Source organism: Oceanicella sp. SM1341 (assembly GCF_003448965.1).
Lineage (GTDB): Bacteria > Pseudomonadota > Alphaproteobacteria > Rhodobacterales > Rhodobacteraceae > Paroceanicella.
This window is the reverse complement of sequence record NZ_QRGC01000003.1, coordinates 67338-89900: the sequence shown is the minus strand read 5'-3', so window position 1 is coordinate 89900 and position 22563 is coordinate 67338. Positions and strand designations below refer to the sequence as shown.

At 71.0% G+C, this 22563-nt stretch carries 21 protein-coding genes, 1 tRNA gene and 1 pseudogene; 10 read left to right on the top strand and 13 right to left on the bottom strand.

The genetic code is table 11. The annotated features are described in order from the left end of the window. Nucleotides 1-3 precede the first annotated feature (3 nt). The 6 genes from D3P35_RS04295 to D3P35_RS04270 all read right to left on the bottom strand — a co-directional run bounded on the left by D3P35_RS04295 (nt 4) and on the right by D3P35_RS04270 (nt 6414). Nucleotides 4-1542 (bottom strand): 4-hydroxyphenylacetate 3-hydroxylase family protein, encoded by a 1539-nt coding sequence (locus D3P35_RS04295; RefSeq protein WP_118133231.1) that lies wholly within the window; start codon nt 1540-1542, stop codon nt 4-6. Nucleotides 1543-1767: 225 nt separating this feature from the next. Further along, on the bottom strand, nt 1768-2538 hold the full coding sequence (locus tag D3P35_RS04290) for a carbon-nitrogen hydrolase family protein (RefSeq protein WP_118133230.1): 771 nt from the start codon (nt 2536-2538) through the stop codon (nt 1768-1770). A gap of 230 nt (nt 2539-2768) precedes the next feature. Beyond that, nucleotides 2769-3812 carry an agmatinase gene (gene speB, locus D3P35_RS04285; RefSeq protein WP_118133229.1) on the bottom strand — a complete coding sequence of 348 codons (1044 nt, stop codon included), beginning with the start codon at nt 3810-3812 and terminating at the stop codon, nt 2769-2771. 98 nt (nt 3813-3910) lie between these two features. Continuing rightward, complete coding sequence (locus D3P35_RS04280; protein WP_118133228.1) at nt 3911-4015, bottom strand: DUF2474 domain-containing protein; 105 nt, start codon at nt 4013-4015, stop codon at nt 3911-3913. Further along, nucleotides 4015-5019, bottom strand: a complete 1005-nt coding sequence (cydB, locus tag D3P35_RS04275; protein WP_118133227.1) for a cytochrome d ubiquinol oxidase subunit II — start codon at nt 5017-5019, stop codon at nt 4015-4017. The genes D3P35_RS04280 and cydB overlap by 1 nt, the downstream gene beginning before the upstream one ends. A gap of 12 nt (nt 5020-5031) precedes the next feature. Beyond that, nucleotides 5032-6414, bottom strand: a complete 1383-nt coding sequence (locus D3P35_RS04270) for a cytochrome ubiquinol oxidase subunit I (protein WP_118133226.1) — start codon at nt 6412-6414, stop codon at nt 5032-5034. Between the two features lie 215 nt (nt 6415-6629). Here D3P35_RS04270 and D3P35_RS04265 point away from each other — a divergent pair, with 215 nt between their 5' ends. Then, nucleotides 6630-7151, top strand: a complete 522-nt coding sequence (locus D3P35_RS04265; protein ID WP_118133225.1) for an Rrf2 family transcriptional regulator — start codon at nt 6630-6632, stop codon at nt 7149-7151. Nucleotides 7152-7161: 10 nt separating this feature from the next. Here D3P35_RS04265 and D3P35_RS04260 read toward each other — a convergent pair whose 3' ends face one another. From D3P35_RS04260 to D3P35_RS04245, 4 genes are all read right to left on the bottom strand, one after another. Beyond that, nucleotides 7162-8934: a SulP family inorganic anion transporter gene (locus D3P35_RS04260; protein WP_118133224.1), complete on the bottom strand. Its 1773-nt coding sequence runs from the start codon at nt 8932-8934 to the stop codon at nt 7162-7164. Between the two features lie 323 nt (nt 8935-9257). Further along, the gene (locus D3P35_RS04255; protein ID WP_118133223.1) at nt 9258-10121 is read right to left on the bottom strand and encodes an MBL fold metallo-hydrolase; all 864 of its coding nucleotides are present in this window, start codon (nt 10119-10121) and stop codon (nt 9258-9260) included. 74 nt (nt 10122-10195) lie between these two features. Further along, nucleotides 10196-10501, bottom strand: coding sequence for a DUF167 family protein (locus D3P35_RS04250; RefSeq protein ID WP_118133222.1), 306 nt, complete (start codon nt 10499-10501; stop codon nt 10196-10198). After that, nucleotides 10498-10785: a YggT family protein gene (locus D3P35_RS04245; protein WP_118133221.1), complete on the bottom strand. Its 288-nt coding sequence runs from the start codon at nt 10783-10785 to the stop codon at nt 10498-10500. The genes D3P35_RS04250 and D3P35_RS04245 overlap by 4 nt, the downstream gene beginning before the upstream one ends. 145 nt (nt 10786-10930) lie before the next feature. Between D3P35_RS04245 and D3P35_RS04240 the strand changes: the two genes are divergently transcribed. The 3 genes and pseudogenes from D3P35_RS04240 (at nt 10931) to D3P35_RS04235 (ending at nt 12347) form a co-directional block, all read left to right on the top strand. Then, nucleotides 10931-11006, top strand: a tRNA-Ala gene (locus D3P35_RS04240). Between the two features lie 99 nt (nt 11007-11105). Continuing rightward, nucleotides 11106-11201 (top strand): annotated as a pseudogene (locus D3P35_RS26965) (DUF6538 domain-containing protein); the annotation flags it as partial. A gap of 246 nt (nt 11202-11447) precedes the next feature. Further along, nucleotides 11448-12347, top strand: coding sequence for an AraC family transcriptional regulator (locus D3P35_RS04235; protein ID WP_232830375.1), 900 nt, complete (start codon nt 11448-11450; stop codon nt 12345-12347). Nucleotides 12348-12369: 22 nt separating this feature from the next. On the opposite strand, the gene D3P35_RS04230 is transcribed toward D3P35_RS04235, so the two are convergent. Further along, nucleotides 12370-14424, bottom strand: a complete 2055-nt coding sequence (locus tag D3P35_RS04230) for a TonB-dependent siderophore receptor (protein ID WP_118133220.1) — start codon at nt 14422-14424, stop codon at nt 12370-12372. 350 nt (nt 14425-14774) lie between these two features. Between D3P35_RS04230 and D3P35_RS04225 the strand changes: the two genes are divergently transcribed. From D3P35_RS04225 to D3P35_RS04200, 6 genes are all read left to right on the top strand, one after another. Continuing rightward, complete coding sequence (locus D3P35_RS04225; RefSeq protein WP_198670468.1) at nt 14775-15758, top strand: iron-siderophore ABC transporter substrate-binding protein; 984 nt, start codon at nt 14775-14777, stop codon at nt 15756-15758. After that, the gene (locus D3P35_RS04220) at nt 15755-16759 is read left to right on the top strand and encodes an iron ABC transporter permease (protein ID WP_118133218.1); all 1005 of its coding nucleotides are present in this window, start codon (nt 15755-15757) and stop codon (nt 16757-16759) included. Before D3P35_RS04225 ends, D3P35_RS04220 begins: the two co-directional genes overlap by 4 nt. Continuing rightward, on the top strand, nt 16756-17799 hold the full coding sequence (locus D3P35_RS04215) for an iron ABC transporter permease (protein ID WP_198670458.1): 1044 nt from the start codon (nt 16756-16758) through the stop codon (nt 17797-17799). The genes D3P35_RS04220 and D3P35_RS04215 overlap by 4 nt, the downstream gene beginning before the upstream one ends. After that, nucleotides 17796-18605 carry an ABC transporter ATP-binding protein gene (locus tag D3P35_RS04210; RefSeq protein WP_198670457.1) on the top strand — a complete coding sequence of 270 codons (810 nt, stop codon included), beginning with the start codon at nt 17796-17798 and terminating at the stop codon, nt 18603-18605. The genes D3P35_RS04215 and D3P35_RS04210 overlap by 4 nt, the downstream gene beginning before the upstream one ends. A gap of 240 nt (nt 18606-18845) precedes the next feature. After that, on the top strand, nt 18846-19961 hold the full coding sequence (locus tag D3P35_RS04205; RefSeq protein WP_198670456.1) for a DUF305 domain-containing protein: 1116 nt from the start codon (nt 18846-18848) through the stop codon (nt 19959-19961). A gap of 236 nt (nt 19962-20197) precedes the next feature. Further along, nucleotides 20198-21004 (top strand): cysteine hydrolase family protein, encoded by an 807-nt coding sequence (locus tag D3P35_RS04200; RefSeq protein ID WP_118133217.1) that lies wholly within the window; start codon nt 20198-20200, stop codon nt 21002-21004. Between the two features lie 62 nt (nt 21005-21066). On the opposite strand, the gene D3P35_RS04195 is transcribed toward D3P35_RS04200, so the two are convergent. Both D3P35_RS04195 and D3P35_RS04190 read right to left on the bottom strand, forming a co-directional pair. Beyond that, nucleotides 21067-21696 (bottom strand): CoA transferase subunit B, encoded by a 630-nt coding sequence (locus tag D3P35_RS04195; RefSeq protein ID WP_118133216.1) that lies wholly within the window; start codon nt 21694-21696, stop codon nt 21067-21069. Between the two features lie 117 nt (nt 21697-21813). Beyond that, nucleotides 21814-22509, bottom strand: a complete 696-nt coding sequence (locus D3P35_RS04190; RefSeq protein ID WP_118133215.1) for a CoA transferase subunit A — start codon at nt 22507-22509, stop codon at nt 21814-21816. Nucleotides 22510-22563: the final 54 nt, after the last annotated feature.

Here is a 22563-nt window from a genome sequence, read left to right as displayed (position 1 = left end):
CGCTCACTCCGCCGCCCGGCGCGCGGCGGCGCCCGCGTCGCGGTCGGAGAAATACTTGCGCACCGCGCTGTCGGCCGGGCTGGCGGCGGCGGCGGGGGTGCCGGCGGTCACCCGGTCGGAGAGGCCGGCGCTCTCCTTCACGAAGGCGAGCGGGCTGTCCCAGTCGAAGTTGCGGTAGACCGCGGCGAGATGGTTGAACGGCGGCGACTGGGCGAAGAGCTGGAAGGTGAGCCGGTGGCCGGCGTAATCCGAGTTCAGCAGGTCGCGCGCGAAGGCCAGCAGGCGGCGCCGGTCATCGGCCACCCAGGCGTCGTTCACCGAGTAGTATTTCTCGAGGAAGGCCTTCGTCTCCGGGTGCTCGAAGGCGGCGGCGTTGGGCGTCACGCAGATCTGCCCGCCGCAGAGCTCGCGCGCGATGTGCATCATCTGGTGGAGCTGCGAGCAGGCGAGGTAGCGCCCGGTGTAGAGCATCGACTGGTTGGGCATCAGCAGGCCCGAGGGCGAGGGCTCGGCGAGGGTGATGGCGGCGGTGAGGTGCGCGCTGATCATCTCGCGGTAGCAGGCGAGCTCGGCGAGCTTCTCCTGCACCGCCTGCTGCTTGTCGAGCCCGGTCTGGCGGGCGTTGAACAGCGCCGCGCCGATCATCATGTCCGCCACCTTGAGGTTGCGCTGCACGAAGGCGAAGGCCGAGTAGCGGTGCAGCGTGGCGCGGATGAAGGTGGCCGCCTTCGTGTGGCGGTAGAAGAGCACGTTCTCCCACGGGATCAGGACGTTGTCGAAGATCACCAGCGTGTCGACCTCGTCGTGCCGGGTGGCGAGCGGGTAGTCGTCCGGGTTGCGCTGGGCGAAGCCGGAGCGGCAGATGAACTTCAGCCCCGGCGAGTTCAGGTCGCAGATGAAGCCCACGGCATAGTCCGACAGCGCGGCATTGCCCCAGTTGGCGATGGTGGGCTTGGTGAAGGCCTGGTTCGCGTAGGCGGCAGCGGTCTCGTATTTCGCGCCGCGCACCACGATGCCGGCGTCGGTCTCCTTCACCACGTGCAGGAGCATGTCGGGGTCCTGGTCCTGCGGGGCCTTGGAGCGGTCGCCCTTCGGGTCGGTGTTGGCCGAGACGTGGAACGGGTCCTCGCGCAGCACCTTGTGGATATGGGTCTCGATGTTGCGGGCGAAGGCGGGGTCGATCTCGGCCAGCACGTCCTGGCCGTCGTAGAGCGACCACATCTCGCCCACGGTCTCGTCGCCCACGCGGGTGACGACGCCGGAGACCTCGTTCAGCACCGTGTCGGTTGCGCGGCGCTTGTCCCACCAGTCCTGCTGCGTGCGGGGCAGCTTGTTGCCGATGGCGTTGCGCTCGCCGTTCTCCTCGCAGGTCATCACCTCGCGGAAGGCGGCCTCGTGCTGCATGTCGTAGATGCGGGCGCGGATGTCGACGATGGGGCGGAAGGCCGGGTGGGCGGTGACGTCGGAGACCTTCTCGCCGTCGATGTAGATGTCGCGGGTGCCGCGGATCGAGTCGCGGTATTCGGCTCCGGTGCGGATCATGGCGGGGTCCTTGCAGCAGGGTCTCGGGCTGGGAGAGATGCTGCGCCCGGATGCGCCTTCGGTAAAGCAGATGTTTCCTTGGGTTGGATTAGGCTGAACCTAATTCACGCGCGCGCCGCTGCCCCGGACGCAGATCCGGGGCCTCCCGGCCTCGGCCGGGTGCGCGGGGTGTCGGCCGGGAGGCTCCGGGTCGGGGCCCGGAGCGGGGCAGCGCGGGGTGGGGGGCTAGCGCAGGTCGCGCAGGTAGGTGTTCTCGGCCCGGGAGGCAGCGTAGGCCGTGGGGTCGATTTCGGCGGAGATCTGGCCGGGGCGGGCGCCGGCGCGGGCCAGGGTGCCGCCATCGGGGGCCGCGACGCGCGAGAGGCCGGGGTAGCGGAAGTCGCCCTCCTCGCCGGCATGGTCGGCATAGGCGATGAAGACCTGGTTCTCGAAGGCGCGCACCGCGATCATCTGCCGGGCGACGAAATAGGAGCCCGGCAGGTCGGGCAGGGCGGTGGGCACGCAGATCAGCTCGGCCCCGGCCTGTGCCAGCCGCCGGGTGTTTTCCGGGAATTCCACGTCGTAGCAGATCAGCAGCCCCAGGGTGATGCCGGCATGCTCCACCAGGCAGGTGGCGGGCTCGGCGGCGGTGAACACCTCCCGCTCGTAATCGCCGTAGAGATGCGACTTGCGGTAGAGGGCGGGGGTGTCGGCGCCGTTGGTGAAGACGGCGGAATTGTAGATCGTCTCGCCGTCGCGCTCGGGGAAGCCTGCGATGAGGGCGACGCCGGTTTCCGCCGCGATCTGCGCGAGGGCGGTGACGGTGGGGCCGTCCGCCGGCTCGGCGAGGCGGGAGAGCGCCTCCGCGCCGGCGCCGTAGCCGGTGGTGACCAGTTCGGGGAGCAGGAGCAGGTCGGCGCCCTCGCGCGCGGCGGCTTTCGCGGCGCGGGAGATGAGGCCGAGATTGGCCTCCACGTCGCCCGAGGCGGGCAGGGTCTGGCGGATGGACAGGCGCATGGCGGAGCCTCCGTCTGTGCTGGCCGGGGCCCGGGGAGGCCGGGCGCCGGCGGTTTCGGTGGCGCCGCGCGGGGAGGGCCGGCCGCCGCTGCGGCGGGGCCCCCGCCGCGTGGCGGGGAGGGGTGGTCGCGCCCGGCGCTGCTCTGCCCCGTCTCCGGGGCTGCGCCGGCGCGGCGACGGCCCGGAGGGTGGCGTGGTCGTTTCCCGGGGCCGCGCCCGGCGCGGATGGCTCAGGGTTTCAGCGCGGGGCTGAAGGCCATCAGGCTGAGGATCTCGAACAGCACCTGCGCGCCGGCATGGGCGGTGTTGGTGGTGCTGTCGTATTGCGGGGCCACCTCCACCACGTCGCCGCCGACGATGTTGAGGCCCTTCAGGCCGCGGATCAGCTCCAGCACCTCGCGGGTGGTGAGGCCGCCCACCTCGGGCGTGCCGGTACCCGGGGCGAAGGAGGGGTCGAGGCTGTCGATGTCGAAGGAGAGATAGGTGGGGCCGCTTCCCACGATCTCTTTCGCGCGCTCGATGATGGCGGGGATGCCGAGGCCGGTCACCTCCTCGGCGTGGATCACGGTCATGCCGGTGTCGTAGGAGAATTCCCACAGGTATTCCGACGAGCCGCGGATGCCGATCTGGATGGTCCGCGTCGGGTCGAGCGCGCCGTCGAGCACCGCGTTGCGGAACGGGCCGCCGTGGTGGAACTTCGTGCCGTCGAAGGGGCCGGACGTGTCGCAATGCGCGTCGATGTGGATGAGGCCCACCGGGGCCTGCGCGCCCACCGCCTTCAGAATCGGGCCGGTGATGGAATGATCGCCCCCCACCGAGAGCGGCAGGGTGCCGGCGGCCACCAGCTTCGCGACATGGGCCTCGATGTCCTGGTGGCTTTCCTCGAGCTGGTAGCGCGAGCGGAAGGGCACGTCGCCGGTGTCGGCCACGCGCAGCTCCTGCACCGGGGCCACGTCGAGCACGTGGTTGTAGGGGCCGATGCGCTCGATCGCGCGCAGGGCGCGGGGGCCGAAACGGCAGCCGTTGCGGTTGGTGATGCCGAGGTCCATCGGCACGCCGAGCAGCGCCACCTGCAGCGCCTCGAACCCCTCGGCGCCGGGCGCGAGGGCCGGCGCGTCGAGCAGGGTGGGGATGCCGGACCAGGGGGTGGTTCGGGTGCCGCCGGAGAAGATCTTCTCCGCCACGCGGGCAAAGCGGGGGTCATGCATGGCGCCGACCTCCGCGTCTTCGTACTTGGCACGGATGGCGGCGAGTTTGTCGGCGTCCCAGGTCATTTTTCTCTCGGGGTCGGTGCGGGTGCGGGGTGCGGGTGCAGGTTCGGGCGCCAGTCAACCCCAGGGGCGGGGGAAGTGCAAGCACTCCCCCGCGCCGCTCACATCAGCACCGCCCGGATGGCGAGGCCCACCAGGCCCAGGGCCAGCACGCCGCCGGCCCAGAGCCCCAGGAACCACAGCCCCTTGCGCAGTCCCGGGCTCATCAGTGGTAGCCCTCGCCCTCGCGCACCTTGCCGCGGAACACCCAGTAGGCATAGGCGGTGTAGGCGAGGATGATCGGGATCAGCACCACCGAGCCCACCAGCAGGAAGGCGAGGCTCGAGTCCGGCGCCGCGGCATCGGCGATGGTGAGCGAGGGCGGCACCATCCAGGGGTAGAAGCTCACCCCGATGCCCACGAAGCACAGCACGAAGATCGCCAGCGCCGAGAGGAAGGGCCGCCGGTCATGCCCCGCCTTCAGCCCGGTGAACAGGTTCCAGGCGCAAAGCGCCACCAGCAGCGGCACGACGAGGCTGAACACCGCGGTGGGCATGGCGAACCAGCGCTGCAGGTAGATCTCGTTCTTGAACGGGGTCCAGAGGCTCACCGCGCCGATGAGCAGCAGCGTGCCCACGGCGGTGACCCAGGCGAAGCGGCGGGCCTCGTCATGCACGTGGCCCTCGGTCTTCATCACCAGCCAGGTGGCGCCGAGCAGGGCGTAGCCCACCAGCAGCGCGAGGCCGGTGAGGAGGGAGAAGGGGGTGAACCAGTCCCACCAGCCGCCGGCATAGGCGCGGTTCTCGATGTGGATGCCCTGCACCAGCGCGCCGAGGGCGACGCCCTGCGCGACGGTGGCGATCATCGAGCCGCCGGCGAAGGCCCAGTCCCACAGGAACTTGCCGCGCTTCGTGCGCCAGCGGAACTCGAAGGCCACGCCGCGGAAGATCAGCCCCAGCAGCATGGCGATGATCGGCGCGTAGAGCGCCGGCATCACCGTGGCATAGGCGAGCGGGAACACGGCGAACAGCCCGCCGCCGCCGAGCACCAGCCAGGTCTCGTTGCCGTCCCACACGGGGGCGACGGTGTTCATCATCAGGTCGCGGTGCGTCTCGCCCTTCACGAAGGGAAAGAGGATGCCGACCCCGAGGTCGAACCCGTCGAGGATGACATAGGCCAGCACCGCGAAGGCGATGAGCCCGGCCCAGATGAAGGAAAGTTCCAGCAGCATCTCGGTCTCTCCTCAGTCTGCGTTTTCGACGGGTTCGCGCTTGGCGGTCCGGGTGGGGCCGATCTCCTCCATGTCCAGCCCGGCGTCGGGGGACTTGGCGAACAGGCGGAACATGTAGAACACCCCGGTGCCGAACACCGAGAAATACACCACGATGAAGGCGATGAGCGAGGTGGCCACGGCCGGGGCCTCCAGCGGCGAGTGGCTCTCGGCCGTGCGCAGCAGGCCGTAGACCGTGAACGGCTGCCGGCCCACCTCGGTGGTGACCCAGCCGGCGAGCACGGCGATGAAGCCGGCCGGGCCCATCAGCGTGGCCGCCCGGTGCAGCATCGGCGCGTGGTAGAGCCGGCCGCGCCAGCGCGCCCAGGCCGACCACAGCGCCAGCCCCAGCATGGCGAGCCCCATCGCCACCATGATGCGGAAGCTCCAGAACACGATCAGCGCCGGCGGGCGGTCTTCCTTGGGGAAGTCCTTCAGGCCCTGGATCTCGCCGTCCCAGCTGTGGGTGAGGATGATCGAGCCCAGGTGCGGGATCTCCACCGCGTAGCGGGTTTCCTCCGCCTCGTCGTCCGGGATGCCGAAGAGCAGCAGCGGGATGGGGCCGTCGTTCTCGTAGTGGCCCTCCATCGCGGCCACCTTGGCGGGCTGGTGCTCGAGCGTGTTGAGCCCGTGCTGGTCGCCCGCGAGGATCTGCAGCGGCGCGGTGACCAGCAGCATCCACATCGCCATGGAGAACATGGTGCGCGCGCCCTCGTCCATCCGGTTGCGCAGCAGGTGCCAGCCGCCCACCGCCGCCACCACCAGCGCGGTGGTGAGATAGGCCGCCAGCACCATGTGCACCAGCCGGTAGGGGAAGGAGGGGTTGAACACCACGGCCCACCAGTCGAGCGGGATGAACTGGCCGTCGTCGTTGAAGCCGTAGCCCTGGGGCGTATGCATCCAGCTGTTCACCGACAGGATCCAGAAGGCCGAGAACAGCGTGCCCGCCGCCACCATCGCGGTGGCGAACATGTGCAGCCCGGCCCCCACGCGCTTGCGCCCGAAGAGCATCACGCCGAGGAAGCCCGCCTCGAGGAAGAAGGCCGAGAGCACCTCGTAGCCCATGAGCGGCCCGATCACCGGGCCGGCCTTGTCGGAGAACACCGACCAGTTGGTGCCGAACTGGTAGGACATCACGATGCCCGAGACGACCCCCATGCCGAAGCCGACGGCGAAGATCGTCTTCCAGTAGTCGAACAGCCGCTGGTAGACATCCTGCCCGGTCCAGAGCGCCATGCCCTGCAGCACCGCGAGATAGCTCGCGAGGCCGATGGAGAAGGCGGGGAAGATGATGTGGAAGGACACGGTAAAGGCGAATTGCGCCCTGGCGAGATCGATGGCCTCAAGCCCGAACATGGGGACCTCCTTTGTTCACCGTGACTCTATCGGGTCTTGCGGTTAAAGCAATATTTCCCGTATAGCTTTTGCATGCGCCCTTTGCCGCGCCGCGACGTGACGCAGATACACGGTGTCGCAGCCGGGGGCTTGTAGCATTCCATTCGCTGCAGGACGTGACCAGCGCCTCGTGCGCCCGTCGTGCTGCGCAGCCGGCCGGAGGAGGCGGCCCGGGGATGAAGCTCACGGCCTATTCCAATTTCGCGCTGCGGGTGCTGCAGTTCGCGGCGCTGAAGGCGCCCGGGCTGGTGCGGGCCGATGACGTGGCCCGCGCCCATGGCATCAGCCGCGCGCATGTGACGAAGATCGTGCACGAGCTCGGCCAGGCCGGCTACCTCGAGACCGTGCGCGGCCGCGGCGGGGGATTTCGCCTCGCGATCGCGCCGGAGACCCTGCGCATCGGCGACGTGCTGCGCCTCACCGAGGGGCCGTTCGAGCTGGTGGAATGCTTCAACTTGCAGACAAATACCTGCCCGCTGGCCGGGGTGTGCCGGCTCTCGAGCGCGCTGCGCGCCGCGCTCGAGGCCTTCCTCGCCGTGCTCGACGGGGTGACCCTCGCCGATATCGCCGCAAACCGCGGCGCCCTGCTGGAGCGCATCGCGCCGCGCGCCGCCCTCGCGGAGGCGCCGGAGCCGCGGCACCGGCCCTGCGTGGCCGCGCCGGAGCAGGAGCAGGAGCCCGAGCCCGAGGGCGCCTGAGGCCCGGGGCTCAGCCCGCGGCGCGGCCGGTGCCGCGGCGGGCCTGGGTGGCTTCCGCCAGCCGGGGCCGGGCCATCGCCTCGGCCGCGGCCTCGGGGGCGAGGGTGCGGAAGGCGTCGTACTGGCTGAGGAACACCTCGCCGGTGAGGTGCTCCGGCAGGCCGGCGCGGCGCAGCCCGTCCATCACCGGGCCCTTCACCTCCGAGAGATGCAGGGTCACGCCCGCGTCGGACAGCCGGTGGATGATCGCCTCCAGGCTCTCCAGCGCCGAGGCGTCCACCGCGTTCACCGCCGGGCAGACCAGCACCACGTGGCGGATGCGCGGGTCGGCGGCCACGGCGTCGTAGACGTAATCCTCGAGGAAGCGGGCGTTGGGGAAGGACAGGCTCTCGTCCACCCGCAACGAGAGCACGTGCGGCGCGGTCACCACCTCGTGGCGGGCGACGTTGCGGAAATGCTCGCAGCCCGGCACCTGGCCCACCACCGCCACATGCGGCCGCGAGCTGCGCCAGAGCTGCAGCGCCACCGAGAGGCCGACGCCGGTGATCAGCCCCGCCTCCACCCCCGCGAGCAGGGTGACGAGGATGGTGCCGGCCTGGGCGGCGAAATCGGCCCGCGAATAGGCCCAGACCCGGGTGAGGGCGCGCAGGTCGACGAGCCCCAGCACCGCGACGATGATGGTGGCCGCCAGCGTGGCCTGCGGCAGGTGGCGGATGAGCGGGGTGAGCAGCAGCGTGGCCGCCGCCATGCCCGCCGCGGTGAAGAGCCCGGCAGCCGGCGTGCGGGCCCCGGCGTCGAAGTTCACCACCGAGCGGGCGAAGCCCCCGCTCACCGGGAAGGCGCCGGAGACGGCGGAGCCGAGGTTGGCCGCGCCGAGCGCGATCAGCTCCTGGTCGGGGTCGATGCGCTCGCGCCGGCGGGCGGCGAGGGTCTGGGCGATGGAGACGGTCTCCACGTAGCCCACCACCGAGATCAGCAGCGCCGGCACGGCGATCTGTGTGAGCAGCGCGGGGTCGAGCGGCGGCAGGGCGAGGGCGGGCAGGCCGCGCGGCACTTCGCCCACCACCGCCACGTCGAGCCCGAGCGCCCAAGTGGCCAGCGTGGTGAGCGCCACCGCGATCACCGGCCCGGTGCGCGCCAGCGCCGTGGCGCCGCGCTCGGCAAGCCCGAGCCGGCGCAGCGCCGGCGCCAGCCCCCGCCGCGCCCAGAGCAGGAAGGCGATGGTGAGCGCGCCGAGCGCGAGCGTGGTGAGGCTGGTGCCCGGCAGGGCGGCGAGGAGGGCGGGCACCAGTTCCGGCGCGGTGCTGCCCCCGGCCTGCACGCCCAGCAGGTGGCGCAGCTGGCCGGCGGCGATCAGCAGCGCCGAGGCGGTGATGAAGCCCGAGATCACCGGGTGGGAGAGGAAATTCGCCAGCACCCCCAGCCGCAGCGCGCCCATGCCCAGCAGCATCACTCCCGAAAGCGCCGCGAGCGCCACCGCCGCCCCGGCATATTCCGGCGTGCCCTGGGCGAAGAGCGCGCCGCAGGCCGCTGCCGTCATCAGCGAGGAGATCGCCACCGGCCCCACCGCCAGCGTGCGCGAGGTGCCGAACAGCGCGTAGAGCACCAGCGGCGCCATGGAGGCGTAGAGCCCCAGCACCGGCGGCAGCCCGGCGAGCAGCGCATAGGCGAAGCTCTGCGGGATCAGCATCACCGTGACGATGAGCGCCGCCACCAGATCGGCCCCGAGCGTCTCGCGGTCATAGCTCCGGCCCCAGTCGAGAAACGGCAGGTAACGCTGCATGGCAAGCCTTCGGCAACGGGCGGCCCGGGGCCGCGGGGAGGGCAGGGGCCCGCAGCCGGGCCCCCGGAAAAATCTGGCGGCGCCCCCGGAGAGGCGCCACCGCAGAGGATCGCCGCAGCGCCTTGCACGACAGACGCTCCGCGCGGACGGGGCGGCTCCCGCCGCTCCGGGCCCCGGGACAGCCCGCGGCCGGGGCGGGGCGTGGACGTGTCAGCCCGCGGCCCGATGGTGTCGCGGCCCGCGCGGCCCCGGCAGTGCGGGGCCCCGTGCCGCCTCCGGGGGCGGGGGCACCGTCGTTTGCGGCACGTCCGGGCGCGCGGCCCTCAGAACCGGTTCACCGGCAGCTTGAGGTAGACATTGCCGTCCTCCTCCGGCGGGGGGAAGTGGCCGGCGCGCATGTTCACCTGGATCGAGGGCAGGATGAGCTTCGGCATGCCCAGATCCGCGTCGCGCGCGGTGCGCATGGCGATGAACTCCTCGCGGCTGTGGCCGGCGCCCACGTGCACGTTGTCCGCCTTCTGCTCGGCCACCGTGGTCTCCCAGGCGTAGGTGTCGCGGCCGGGGGCCTTGTAGTCGTGGCACAGGAAGAGGCGGGTGTCGTCGGGCAGGGCGAGCACCTTCTGGATCGAGGCCCAGAGCGTCTCGGCCGAGCCGCCGGGAAAGTCGCAGCGCGCGGTGCCGTAATCGGGCATGAACAGCGTGTCGCCCACGAAGGCGGCATCGCCGATCACGTAGGTGAGGCAGGCCGGCGTGTGGCCCGGCGTGTGCAGCACCCGGCCGGTGAGCCCGCCGATGGCAAACGTGTCGCCCTCCGCGAACAGCCGGTCGAACTGCGAGCCGTCGCGCTCGAACTCGGTGCCGGCGTTGAAGATCTTGCCGAACGTGTCCTGCACCACGGTGATGCGCTCGCCGATGCCGATCTTCCCGCCCAGCCGCTCCTGCAGCCAGGGCGCGGCGGAGAGATGGTCGGCATGCACATGCGTCTCGAGCATCCAGGCCACCTCCAGACCCTCGGCGCTCACGTGGTCGGCGATGGCCTGCGCGGAGCGGGTGTCGGTGCGCCCGGAGGCGGCGTCGAAATCGAGCACGCTGTCGATGATGGCGCAGGCGCGGCTGCCGGGGTCGCGCACCACGTAGGAAACGGTGTTGGTGGCCTCGTCGAAGAAGGCCGTGACGTCTGGCTTCATGGGGATGCTCCTCGCTCGCGGAGATTTCCCCATATGTATAGTGTAAATTGAATATGTAAAGCCCCGGGGGGCGGTCAGAGCAGCGCCTCGAGCCGGCGGGACAGGGTTTCGGCGTCGCCCGCGAGGTGCAGGCGCTTGATGCGCCCGGTCTGCCCGGAGACGAGGGTGACATCGCGCGTGGCGAGGCCGAGGCTTTTCGCCAGCAGCTTCTCCAGCGCGGCGTTGGCCGCCCCGTCCACCGGCGGGGTGGAGACACGGGCGCGCAGGCAGGGCGTGTCGCCCTGCTCCGTGAGGCCCTCGATACGGTCACGCCCGCCGCGCGGGGTGAGCCGCACGGTGAGCAGCAGGCCGTCGTCGCGGATGACCCAGGGCCGCGTCACATGAGGTACACGGCGTTGCGGGCGATGATGATGCGGATCGCGGTAATGCCGAGCAGCACCACGAGCGGCGCGAGGTCGAGCCCGCCGAGGTCGGGCAGGGCCCTGCGGATGGGGCGGTACAGCGGCTCCAGGATCCGCTCCAGCGACATCCAGATCTGCCGGACGAAGGACTGGTTGTAGTTGAGGATGCCGAAGTTCAGCAGCCAGCTCATGATCACGTGGATGATCACGATCCACCAGATGATGTCGAGAAGCATGAAAAGTATCTGGATAAGCGATCCCATTAACCATTTCCTGTCTGCCTGAGGGTCCGCTTCCGTAGATAAGGGGGGCCGGGGTTCGGGGCAAGTTTCGCGGGCCCGCGGCATGTGAACATGGTGAAAATCCCGCTTGACACCGCCCGCCCCGCGCCATACCTCTGCCCGCCAAGGGGCCGTAGCTCAGCTGGGAGAGCGTCGCGTTCGCAATGCGAAGGTCAGGGGTTCGATCCCCCTCGGCTCCACCATCCCTTCTTTTCCCGTTTGCGATCAGTAACGTGCTGGAAAACAAGGTGGATTCCGTCCGGTTGCTACAGTGAGGTGCTACAGGATCGGCACCTGACGACATGCCGACCCACCCCGGACTCGCCCGACGCGGACAGACGTTTTACCTCCGCGCAGCCGTGCCCGCAGCGCTCCGTCCGGCCCTAGGCAAACGCGGGATCACCCGCTCCCCAGGATCCGCGATCCGCGCGTGGCCCGGCGCAGGGTGTCCGAGCGGCGGCCTCGGCCGCGGCGGGAGACGGGCCGGGTGCCGCCGCCGGGGCCTGCCGGGCAGGGGCGCGAGGCCAGTTGCGGCTTGTCTCCGTCCGGGCGCCGGCGTAACTCTGCGGAAATCGCTACCCAGCCATCACCCCCTGCCGGGTGGCCAGGCATGCGCGCACCGATCCGTTCGCAAACTTGGTTGCATGGCCATGGGCTTCCTGCATTCGATGATCTGCCGCACCGAGGGCATCCAGCGCACCGCGCCGGTGCAATGGCGCTCGCTCGACGGCATCTGCGGTGTCTTCTGGGAGGCACGCGGCGAGGCCGGCGCCACCGGATACTACCTGTCGCCCGACCCCCGGGTGATGCTGTTCTTCTCCGATGTCTCCGACCATATCCGCATGGACGGGCAGGAGTTCACCGGAGAGGGCCGACCGCTGCTGCGCGCGCTCTACGTGCCTGCCGGCCAGCCGATGTGGACGCGCTTCCGCGCCGAGCACCGCTTCTCGCATCTCGACCTGCACCTCAACCGGAACTGGCTGCTGTCGCGGCTCGCCCCGGTGCTGGGCGAGGAGCGCGCGCGCGAGGCGCTGGGCCGCGCCGTCGAGGTCCAGGACATCGGCAGCCTCGCCGCGGTCGGCACGGCCCTGCGCGCCGAGATCACCGCGCCGACACGCCACCCCGCCTTCGCCGAGATGCTGGCGCTCACCCTCGTGACGGGCCTGTGCGACATCGCCGAGGGCTCGGTGGCCGAGGAGGCCCGCTCCGGCGGGCTCACGCCCGTGCAGATGCGGCGGCTGTGGGAGATGTTCCGGGAAAACCCGGGCCTGCGGCTGAGCAATTCCGCGCTGGCCGAGCGGGTGGGCCTGTCGCCCGGATGGTTCGCGCAGGCCTTCAAGAAGACCACCGGCAAGTCGCCGCTGCAATGGCAGCAGGAACGGCGCATCGCCATGGTGAAGGAGCGGCTGCTGGCCGGGGAGGCCGCCATCGCCGATGTCGCGATGCAGTTCGGTTTCGCCGACCAGGCGCACCTGACACGGGTGTTCCGCCGCCACGAGGGCACCACGCCCGCAGCCTGGGCGCGGGAACGGCGCGCCGGCTAGGGCGCCGCCCCCGTGGGTTTGCTCACCAGGCCTTGCGCAGGGTGAGCGCGATCTGGCGGCCGGGGTTGTAGTAGTTGGCCGTTCCCGAGCCGACGACATGCTGCTCGTCGAAGATGTTCGAGACGTTCAATGCAAGCTGCACCGTATCCGTCACGTTGTAGGAGATGGCGGCATCGAACAGCGTGGCGGATTTCGACTTCGAGGTGTTCGCCGCGTCGAAGTAGTAGCTGCCGACATAGCGCGCGCCGAGGCCGAAGGTGAGGTCGTTGCGCTCGCCCTGGCCCGGCAGGGTGTAGGTCACCCAGGCCGAGGCGATGTGCTCGGGCGTGGAGGCGAAGTCGTTGCCCTTGATCGAGCTGCCGTCGCGCAGCGTGCCCTCGACCACCTCGCTGTCCATGTAGGAGTAGCCGCCGATCACGCTCCAGCGGTCGGTGAGCTCGGCCTTGGCCTCGAGGTCGATGCCGCGCACCCGGCTCTCGCCCACGGTCTCGCGCTCGATGGTGCCGTCGTCCTGCACCATGGCGATGGTGACGTCCTTCTTGGTGAGGTCGTAGATCGAGGCCGAGAAGATGGCGTTGATCGCGGAGGGCGCATATTTCACCCCCAGCTCGTACTGGTTGCCGCGCTCCGGCTCCACGCCGATCTGCGGCGGCGCCACGCTCTCGACATAGGAGACATAGGTCGAGATCTCGGGGGTGATCTTCCAGGTCAGCGCGGCGCGGATCGAGGTTTCGGAGAAGCTGTCGCTCTCGTCGGTGCGCACGCCGTAGGAGGTGGTGTCGCTGCTCAGGTCGAGCCAGTCCTGCCGCAGGCCAACGGTGGCGATGAACCGGTCGTAGAACGAGAAGTTCTGCTGCACGAAGGCCGAGGCGGTCTGGTAGTCGCTGTCCTCGGTCTGGTAGACGAAGGGATCGCTCGGGCCGCCGGTGTAGACCGGGTCGGAGAGGTCGATCGGGCTGGCCGCGCCGTAGATCGAGCTCGCGCTCGTGGTGGCGAAGCGGTACTCGAACCCGCCCACGGTGCTGGAATCGATGTCGCCGAAGCTGGTGTCGTACTGCAGCAGCACGTTGCCGATCACTTCCTCGGCGCTGCTGTCGGTGCCGAAGTAGTAGCGGTCGAGCGTGTCGCCGGTGCGGCCGGCATAGTCGTAGAGATAGACGTAACCGAAATCGTCCTCGAGGGTGGAGTAGCGCAGGTTGCTCTGCAGGGTCAGCCCGCCGCCGAAATTGTGCGAGGCGAGGGCGGTGACCGTGTGGCGCTGCACGTCGTGGTAGTTGAAGTCGGGCTCGCCGAAGAAGTCGGAGCGGTCATACTCGCGGTCGAGCGGGTAGCCGCCGCTGTTGGGCGTGCCGTCGCGGTTGAGATAGTCGTAGACCAGGCTGAACGAGGTGGTGTCGTTCGGCTCCCAGGTCAGGCCGCCCATGGCGAAGATCTCGTTGTCGCGCGAGGTGTCATATTCCAGGTCGCTGTCCTGCAGCTTGCCGGTGAAGCGCCAGGCCAGGGTCTCTTCCTCGTCCAGCACGTCGCCGAAATCGAGCGTGGCTTCCTTGTGGTTGAAGGAGCCGTAGGCGAGCGAGGCCTCGCCGAAGCGCTCGAAACGCGGGGTCTTGGTGACGAAGTTCACCGAGCCGCCGGGGTCGGCCACGCCGAAGAGGGTCGAGTTCGCGCCGCGCAGCACCTCGACGCGCTCGTAGGCGAAGGGCTCCTCGCGCACGCCGCGCATCGAGCCGAGGGTGAGCCCGTCGCGGTAGGTCGTCGCCTGGAAGCCGCGGATGAGGAAATAGTCGTTGCGGTCGTCGGTGCCGTAATAGTCGGTCAGCACGCCGGGGGTGTACTGCAGCACCTCCTCGGTGGTCTCGGCATTGCGCTCCTCGATCTCCTTCTCGGTGATGACCGAGACCGAGGCCGGGGTGTCGAGGATCGATGTCGCCACCTTGCCGCCCACCCAGAGCTCCTGCGCGACGACGGAATTCGCGTCGTCGTCGCCCTGGCCGCCGGTGTTCACGATGATGGGCGAGAGGCGGAACGGCTCCTCCACCTCCTCGGCCTCCTGGGCGAGCGCGGGCAGGGCGCTCATGATGGCCAGCGTAGCGCAGCCGGCCCGCAGCGCGCTGCGCGGGGAAAGGGAAAGGGTAAATGTCACGATGGCGCTCCTGATTCGGTCTGGACCTGGCTCTCCGGGACCGTCGTCAGGCCTGCTCGGATGGCTGTGGTGCGGGCCCGGGCGCATGATCCCCGGACCCCATCACGGTTGCGTGACCTAGACGCAGTGCCCGCCGGCCGTCTTGATCAAGCTGACGGTTTTTGTCGGAATTATGGTCAAACTGTGCCGCCGCCGCCCGGAAGGCCCTGTCAGGGTTGACCGGGCGCGACAATCCCGGAAGGAGAGGGAAAACGCAACCATCGGAGCATCCCATGTCCACCACGATCCGGTCGCTGCTCATGCAGGCGATTGTCCTCTTCGCCGCGCTCGGTCCCGGGGCCGTCGGCGCGCAGGCCGAGGACTATCCCGTCGAGATCCGCCACGCCTTCGGCACCACGGTGATCGAGCGGAAGCCCCGGCGCATCGCCACGGTGAACTGGGCCAACCACGAGGTGCCGCTGGCGCTGGGCGTGGTGCCGGTGGGCTTCGCGCGCGCCAATTTCGGCGATGACGACGGCGACGGCGTGCTGCCCTGGGTGGCCGCGCGGCTCGAGGAGCTGGGCGCCGAGACGCCGGTGCTGTTCGACGAGGGCGACGGCATCGACTTCGAGGCCGTGGCCGCCACCAGGCCGGACGTGATCCTCGCCGCCTATTCCGGCCTCAGCGCGCAGGACTACGAGCTGCTGAGCCGCATCGCCCCGGTGGTCGCCTACCCCGACGCGCCCTGGACCACGGGCTGGCGCGAGATGATCCGCCTCGACGCCGCCGGCATGGGCATGGCGGCGGAGGGCGAGGCGCTGATCGCCCGGCTGGAGGGCGAGATCGCCGACACCCGCGCCGCCCATCCCGAGCTGGAGGGCCGCAAGGCGATGTTCGTCACCCATCTCGCGGCCAACGACCTGAGCCGGATCTCCTTCTACACCGACAACGACGCCCGGGTGCGCTTCTTCCACGATCTCGGCCTCACCTCGCCCGACCTGGTGGCCGAGACGGCGAAGACCGGCGCCTTCTCCGGCGCGGTGAGCGCCGAGCGGGTGGACGCGCTGGCCGATGTCGACATCCTGGTGAGCTACGGCGGAGAAGCCCTGCGCGAGGGGCTGGCGGCAAACCCGCTCACCGCGCATCTGCCGGTGGTGGCCAACGGCGGGCTGGTGCTGCTGGGCAACGACCCGCTGGGCACCGCGGCAAACCCCACGCCGCTCTCGCTGCCCTGGGTGCTCGACGATTACGCGCAGGCCCTGTCGGACGCGCTGAGCGCCGGGCAATGAGACCGTCGGGCAGCGGGGCGCGCGGCCGCATGCTCGCGGCGATGCTGGCCTGCGTCGGGCTGGCCGCGGTGCTCTCGGTCTGCCTCGGCGCGCGCGACGTCACGCTGGCCGACATCTCCGCCGCGCTGGCCGGGCGGGTCGACACCATCGCGCAGGCCGCGGTGGCCACGCGCCTGCCGCGCACGCTGCTCGCCGGGCTGGCCGGCGCGGCGCTGGGCCTGGCCGGGGCGGCGATGCAGGGCATCACCCGCAATCCGCTGGCCGACCCCGGGCTGCTGGGCGTGAACGCGGGCGCGGCGCTGGCCGTGGTGATCGGCATCGCCTGGGCCGGGATAGAGAGCCCCGCCGCCTACCTGTGGGTGGCGGTGGCCGGCGCCGGGGTGACGGCGGTGGCGGTCTACGCGGTGGCCAGCCTCGGGGCCGGCGGCGCCACTCCGCTCAAGCTCGCGCTGGCCGGCGCGGCGGTGACCGCCACGCTCGCCTCCTTCACCACGGCCGTCATCCTGCCGCGCGGCGACATCGGCGGGCTGGTGCAGAGCTGGCTGCTGGGCGGGGTCGGCGGCGCGACCTATGCGCAGATCCTGCCGGTGCTGCCGGCGCTGGGGCTGGGCGCGCTGGTGGTGCTCGCCTCGGGCGCGCGGCTCAATCTGCTCGCGATGGGCGAGGACATCGCCGCGGGCCTGGGCGAGCGCGTGGCGCTGGCCCGGGCGGTCTCGGCCGCCGGCGCCATCCTGCTCTGCGGGGCGGTCACCGCGGTCTGCGGGCCGATCGGCTTCGTGGGGCTGGTGGTGCCGCATGCCTGCCGCGGCCTGCTGGGCACCGATTACCGCTGGGTGCTGCCGGGCTCGGCCCTGGCCGGCGCCACGCTGCTGATGGGCGCCGACGTGCTGGGCCGGCTGCTGGCCCGGCCGGACGAGCTGGACGTGGCCGTGGTCACCGCCTTCCTCGGCGCGCCGGTGTTCATCTGGATCGTCCGGCGCCGGCGGGTGGCGGCGCTGTGAGCGCCACGGCCACCCCTGCCGCGCCGCCCCTGCGCGGGCTGCGCCGGGCGCAGGCGGCGCGCCGGCGGCGCTTCTTCGCGCTCGCCGGGGCGCTGCTGCTGGCCGGCGTGGCGCTCACGCTCATGGCGGGGCAGTCCTTCACCCCGCCGCTCACGGTGCTGCGCGTGCTCGCCGGGGCGGACGTGCCGGGCGCAGGCTTCACCGTGCTCGAGCTGCGCCTGCCGCGGGCGGTGGTCTCGGTGCTGGCGGGGCTGTGCTTCGGCCTCGGCGGCGCGGCCTTCCAGCTGCTGCTGCGAAACCCGCTGGCCAGCCCCGACATCATCGGCATCAGCGCCGGGGCCAGTGCGGCGGCGGTGTTTTCCATCGTCGTGCTCGGCCTTTCGGGCGCCACGGTCTCGGGTATCGCCGTGCTGGCGGCGCTGGGCATCGCGGTGGCGATCTGGGGGCTCTCCTGGCGCGACGGCGTGACCGGGGCGCGGCTGATCCTGGTGGGCATCGGCCTCGCGGCCATGGCGCAGAGCTTCACCGCCTTCACCCTCTCGCGCGCGCCGAGCTGGTCGCTCCAGGAGGCGATGCGCTGGATGACCGGCAGCGTGAACGGCGCCCAGCTCGACCAGGCCCTGCCGCTGCTTGCCGCCCTGCTGGTGTTCGGCAGCGCGCTGCTCGCGCGCAGCGGCGACCTCGAGGCGCTGCGGATGGGCGACGACATGGCCGCCGGCCTGGGGCTCAGGCCAGGCCGGGCGCGGGCCGGCGTGGTGATCGCGGCGGTCGGGCTGGTGGCGGGCGCCACGGCCATGGTGGGGCCGGTGGCCTTCGTGGCCTTCCTCTCCGGCCCGATCGCGGCGCGGCTCACCGGGCGCGACGGCCCGCTGCTGGTGCCGGCGGCGCTGATCGGCGCCTGCCTGATGCTGTTCGGCGATTTCGCCGGCCAGCACCTGCTGCCGGCGCGCTACCCGGTGGGCATCGTCACCGGCGTGCTCGGCGCGCCCTATCTCGTCTGGCTGATCGTGCGGACCAACCGCGCAGGGGGTGGATTGTGAGCACGCAGACACTGGAAATCCGCGATCTCGCGGCGGGCTACGGCGGGCGCCGGGTGCTGGAGGGCATCGACCTCGCGCTGCTGCCCGGGCGCATCACCGCCATCGTGGGGGCGAATGCCTGCGGGAAGTCGACCCTGCTGCGGGCGATGTCGCGGCTGCTCGCGCCCGAGCGCGGCGAGGTCCTGCTCGACGGCCGGGCGGTTCACACCCTGCCGCCCAAGGCGCTGGCGCGCCGGCTCGGCCTGCTGCCGCAGACCCCGATCGCGCCCGAGGGCCTCTCCGTGCTCGACCTGGTGAGCCGCGGCCGCCACCCCTACCAGCGCCTGCTGGGCCGCTGGAGCGCCGCGGACGAGGCCGCCGTCGCCCGGGCGCTGGACACGACGGCGATGACCGATCTCGCCGGCCGCGACCTCTCCGAGCTCTCCGGCGGCCAGCGCCAGCGCGCCTGGATCGCCATGGCCCTGGCGCAGGAAACCGGGGTGCTGCTGCTCGACGAGCCCACGACCTTTCTCGACATCAGCCACCAGGTGGAGGTGCTGGACCTGCTCACCGACCTCAACCGCAGCCGCGGCACCACCATCGTGATGGTGCTGCACGACCTGAACCTGGCCGCCCGCTATGCCGACCGGCTGGTGGCCATGCAGGGCGGGCGGGTGCATGCCGAGGGCCCGGCGGAGGCGGTGATGACCCCGCAGGTGCTGCGCGAGGTCTTCGGCCTCGAGGCGCTGGTGATCCCCGACCCGCTGAGCGGCCGGCCGATGATGATCCCCCGCGGCCGCCACCGCGCGGGCGCGCCGGAGAGCTGAGGCGCGGCCCCGGGGCGCATCGCGGCAGGGCGCCCCACGTCCCCGCTGCGAGACCGCCCCCGCATCGCATCGCGGCGAGGGCCCGGGCACTGGCCGCGCGGTGAGGGTGGCCAAGACCTTGGGTGTAGGCCCGCTCACCCGCGACCCTCTGGCGCGGCGGGCCGGGCCGGCATTTACTGGGTGTGAGCCCGGGCCGGGCCGAACACCCGGCCGGGGCCGCGCAAAGCAAAGGTGCCACCCATGTTCCGCTCCTTCCCCTGCCGCGCCCTGCCGGCGCTTCCGCTGCTGCTCGCCACCGCCACCGGGGCGGCGGCGCATGTGAAATGGTTCGCCCCCTACATCATCGACGCGCAGCCGCAGCCGCCGGGGCAGGTGCTGTCCGACCCCTGGTTCTGGTGCGGCATCGCCCTGGTGCTGGTGTTCTTCCTCGCCACGCGGCTGGTCGAGGCCGGGCCCTGGCACGATCGGGCGACAGGGCTGCTCGACCGGCTCACCGCCCCGATCCGGGCCCGGCTCGACGACTACGTGCGGGTGACCGTGGGGGCCTTCTTCGTCGCCATCTTCGCGGTGGGGGGCGTCTATCTCACCCCCGACCTCAAGACGCCGGTGGCCTGGGTGTCCTGGCTGCAGCTGCTCATCGCCGCCTGCATCTTCTTCCGCCCGACCATGCCGATCGCCGCGGCCGGCATCATAGCGCTCTGGCTGCTGGCGATGCGCGACTACGACCTCTTCCACCTGTTCGACTACCTGGCCCTCGGGCTCGGGGTGGCGGCCTACCTGCTGCTGTTCTCGCTGCGCAGCGAGCGGCTGCGCGCCTGCCGCTTCGAGGCGCTGCGCTGGGGGCTGGCGGTGGCGCTGATGTGGTCGAGCCTGGAGAAATTCGCCTATCCCGACTGGTTCTCCCCGCTGGTCGAGGAGCGGCCCTTCCTCACCTTCGGCCTGCCGGAGCGCGCCTTCATCCCCATGGCCGGGGTGGCGGAATTCGCCATGGGCTTCGGGCTGATCTGGACCCCGCTGATCCGCCGCCTCTCGGCGGTGGCGCTGCTGGTGATCTTCACCGCGGCGGTGTTTCCCTTCGGCCGGGTCGACCTCATCGGCCACGGGCTGATCATGGCGATCCTCGTGGCCACGGCCGCCGACAGCAGCCAGAACCTGCGGCTGTTCTCCGGGCTGCGCCACCGGCTGCCGGCCATCCCGCCGGCGCTCTGCGGCGCGCTGGTGCTGTTCGCCGGGCTCTACTGGGGGCTGCACGCCGCCTTCTACGGGGCAGGCGGCCGGCCTGCCGTGCCCGTCGAGATCACCACCCACAGCCCGGACCCCGACCACCCGCACACGCCCCAGGGCCACGACCACTGACCGCTCGCGCTTTCGCGGCCCCGCCCCTCCGCACAACGCCGGGGGGCAGGGTATCGGAGGGCCTGCTTGCGGGGCGAAGCCCACCTGTACCTTCGTATCGGCCCGGCTGGTTCGCGCCCAGCTTACCCGCCGGCGCCTGAGGGCGCAGTCTCCTCCCTGCCCGGGCGCAGCCAGCGCAGGCGCGAGCCATCTCCCCGCCCGGGCCGTTCCATTTCCAGTCACGAGGAGACGACATCATGTGCGATTGCGTGGAAGACGGAAAGCGCCGTGCCTTCCTGCGCGCTGCGGCCGGGGCAACGGCCGCCGGCGCGCTGGCGCTCGGCGGGGCGCAGGGCGCTGCCGCCCAGGAGGCGGACAGCTACGCCGACCCGGCGGAGCCCGCCCTCACCCACCAGGAGATGACCATCGACCCGGCGCGCGCCGCGCTGGTGGTGATCGACCCGCAGGTGGATTTCATGAGCCCGAAGAGCCCGGCCTGGCCGGTGGTGGGCGAGAGCGTCACCGAGCAGGGCACGGTGCCCAACCTGGTGCGGCTGTTCCGGGCGGCGAAGGCGGCCGGCATCCCGGTGGTGATCTCGCCGCATTACTACTACCCGCATGACCACCGCTGGAAGGTGCAGGGCCCGCTGGAGATCCTGCAGCACCGGCTGGGGATGTTCGACCGCAAGGGCCCGCTCACGCTCGAGGGCTTCGAGGGCTCGGGCGCCGAGTGGATGCCGGAGTTCGTGGAGTACATCGAGGATGGCGAGACCATCGTCTGCTCGCCGCACAAGCTCTACGGGCCCCAGCAGAACGACCTGGTGCTGCAGCTCGGCAAGCAGGGGCGCAACCAGGTGATCCTGGCCGGCATGGCGGCGAACCTGTGCGTCGAGTCCCACCTGCGCCACCTGCTCGAGCAGGGCTACGAGGTGGCCGTGGTGCGCGATGCCATCGCCGCCGCCAAGCTGCCGGAGGGCGACGGCTACCTCGCCGCGCTGATCAACTTCCGCTTCATCGCCAACGCGCTCTGGACCACGGAAGAGACGGTGACCCGGCTCGGCTGACCCCCGGAGACGAGACAGGCCGCGCCCGGGGGCGCGGCCTGCAATCTCGGGGGCGCGGGCGGTCAGTTGACCAGCGTCGCCTCGGTGGCCTTGCGCACGTCATCCTCGCTCACGCCGTCGGCGAGCTCGATGAGCTTCAGGCCGCCCTCCACCACCTCGAACACGCCGAGGTTGGTGATGATCAGGTCGACCACGCCGGTGCCGGTGAGCGGCAGGGTGCAGGCCTTCAGCAGCTTCGATTCGCCGGCCTTGTTGGTGTGGTCCATGATCACGATGACCCGGCCCACGCCGGCCACGAGGTCCATCGCCCCGCCCATGCCCTTCACGAGCTTGCCGGGGATCATCCAGTTGGCGAGGTCGCCGTTCTCGGCCACTTCCATGGCGCCGAGGATCGCCATGGCGATCTTGCCGCCGCGGATCATCCCGAAGGAGGTGGCGGAGTCGAAATAGGCGGTGCGGGCCAGCTCGGTGATGGTCTGCTTGCCGGCGTTGATGAGATCGGGGTCGATCTCGTCCTCGGTCGGGAACGGGCCCATGCCGAGCATGCCGTTCTCCGACTGCAGCGTCACGTCGACGCCCTCGGGGATGAAGTTGGAAACGAGAGTCGGGATGCCGATCCCGAGGTTCACGTACATTCCGTCCTTGAGTTCCTGCGCCGCGCGGGCGGCCATCTGGTTGCGATCCCAGGGCATGGGAGATCTCCTCGTGCAAATCCGGCTCCGGGCGTGCGTCGGGCCGACGCGCTCCGGTGGGTGGGTGGGGGAGGGCGGCGGGTCGATGCGCGCCCGGAGCCCCCCGTCATCATGTCCTCAGGCGGCGCGAACCGTGCGCTGCTCGATGCGCTTCTCGTGCGCGCCCTGGATCAGGCGGTGCACGTAGATGCCGGGCAGGTGGATCTTGTCCGGGTCGAGGCTGCCGCGCGGCACGATCTCCTCCACCTCGGCGATGCAGATCCTGCCGCAGGTCGCCGCGTTGGGGTTGAAGTTGCGCGCCGTCTTGCGGAACACGAGGTTGCCGGTGTCATCGGCCTTCCAGGCCTTCACGATGGCGAGGTCGGCCACGATGCCGCGCTCGAGGATGTAGGTCTCGCCGTCGAACTCCTTGTGCTCCTTGCCCTCGGCGATGACGGTGCCCACGCCGGTCTTGGTGTAGAAGCCGGGGATGCCGGCGCCGCCGGCGCGCATGCGCTCGGCCAGCGTGCCCTGGGGGTTGAACTCCAGCTCCAGCTCGCCGGAGAGGTACTGGCGCATGAACTCGGCGTTCTCGCCCACATAGGACGAGATCATCTTCTTCACCTGCCGGGTCTGCAGCAGCAGGCCGAGGCCGAAATCATCCACCCCGGCGTTGTTGGAGGCGACCGTGAGGTCCTTCGTGCCCGCGTCGCGGATCGCGGCGATCAGCAGCTCCGGAATGCCGCAGAGGCCGAAGCCCCCCGCCGCGATGGTCATGCCGTCGAACAGCGCCCCCACCAGGGCCTCGGCGGCACTGTCATAGACTTTCTTCATGCGTTACCTCCTGCCGGGAGCGTCGCCGCCCCTCTCGCGATAAATGTCCATGAT

Excerpts from the sequence above, each read along its gene's own strand:
- D3P35_RS04295 (WP_118133231.1), bottom strand. The coding sequence starts at position 1,542 with ATGATCCGCACCGGAGCCGAATACCGCGACTCGATCCGCGGCACCCGC.
- D3P35_RS04290 (WP_118133230.1), bottom strand. The coding sequence starts at position 2,538 with ATGCGCCTGTCCATCCGCCAGACCCTGCCCGCCTCGGGCGACGTGGAG.
- speB (WP_118133229.1), bottom strand. The coding sequence starts at position 3,812 with ATGACCTGGGACGCCGACAAACTCGCCGCCATCCGTGCCAAGTACGAA.
- D3P35_RS04280 (WP_118133228.1), bottom strand. The coding sequence starts at position 4,015 with ATGAGCCCGGGACTGCGCAAGGGGCTGTGGTTCCTGGGGCTCTGGGCC.
- cydB (WP_118133227.1), bottom strand. The coding sequence starts at position 5,019 with ATGCTGCTGGAACTTTCCTTCATCTGGGCCGGGCTCATCGCCTTCGCG.
- D3P35_RS04270 (WP_118133226.1), bottom strand. The coding sequence starts at position 6,414 with ATGTTCGGGCTTGAGGCCATCGATCTCGCCAGGGCGCAATTCGCCTTT.
- D3P35_RS04265 (WP_118133225.1), top strand. The coding sequence starts at position 6,630 with ATGAAGCTCACGGCCTATTCCAATTTCGCGCTGCGGGTGCTGCAGTTC.
- D3P35_RS04260 (WP_118133224.1), bottom strand. The coding sequence starts at position 8,934 with ATGCAGCGTTACCTGCCGTTTCTCGACTGGGGCCGGAGCTATGACCGC.
- D3P35_RS04255 (WP_118133223.1), bottom strand. The coding sequence starts at position 10,121 with ATGAAGCCAGACGTCACGGCCTTCTTCGACGAGGCCACCAACACCGTT.
- D3P35_RS04245 (WP_118133221.1), bottom strand. The coding sequence starts at position 10,785 with ATGGGATCGCTTATCCAGATACTTTTCATGCTTCTCGACATCATCTGG.
- D3P35_RS04235 (WP_232830375.1), top strand. The coding sequence starts at position 11,448 with ATGGCCATGGGCTTCCTGCATTCGATGATCTGCCGCACCGAGGGCATC.
- D3P35_RS04230 (WP_118133220.1), bottom strand. The coding sequence starts at position 14,424 with ATGAGCGCCCTGCCCGCGCTCGCCCAGGAGGCCGAGGAGGTGGAGGAG.
- D3P35_RS04220 (WP_118133218.1), top strand. The coding sequence starts at position 15,755 with ATGAGACCGTCGGGCAGCGGGGCGCGCGGCCGCATGCTCGCGGCGATG.
- D3P35_RS04205 (WP_198670456.1), top strand. The coding sequence starts at position 18,846 with ATGTTCCGCTCCTTCCCCTGCCGCGCCCTGCCGGCGCTTCCGCTGCTG.
- D3P35_RS04200 (WP_118133217.1), top strand. The coding sequence starts at position 20,198 with ATGTGCGATTGCGTGGAAGACGGAAAGCGCCGTGCCTTCCTGCGCGCT.
- D3P35_RS04195 (WP_118133216.1), bottom strand. The coding sequence starts at position 21,696 with ATGCCCTGGGATCGCAACCAGATGGCCGCCCGCGCGGCGCAGGAACTC.
- D3P35_RS04190 (WP_118133215.1), bottom strand. The coding sequence starts at position 22,509 with ATGAAGAAAGTCTATGACAGTGCCGCCGAGGCCCTGGTGGGGGCGCTG.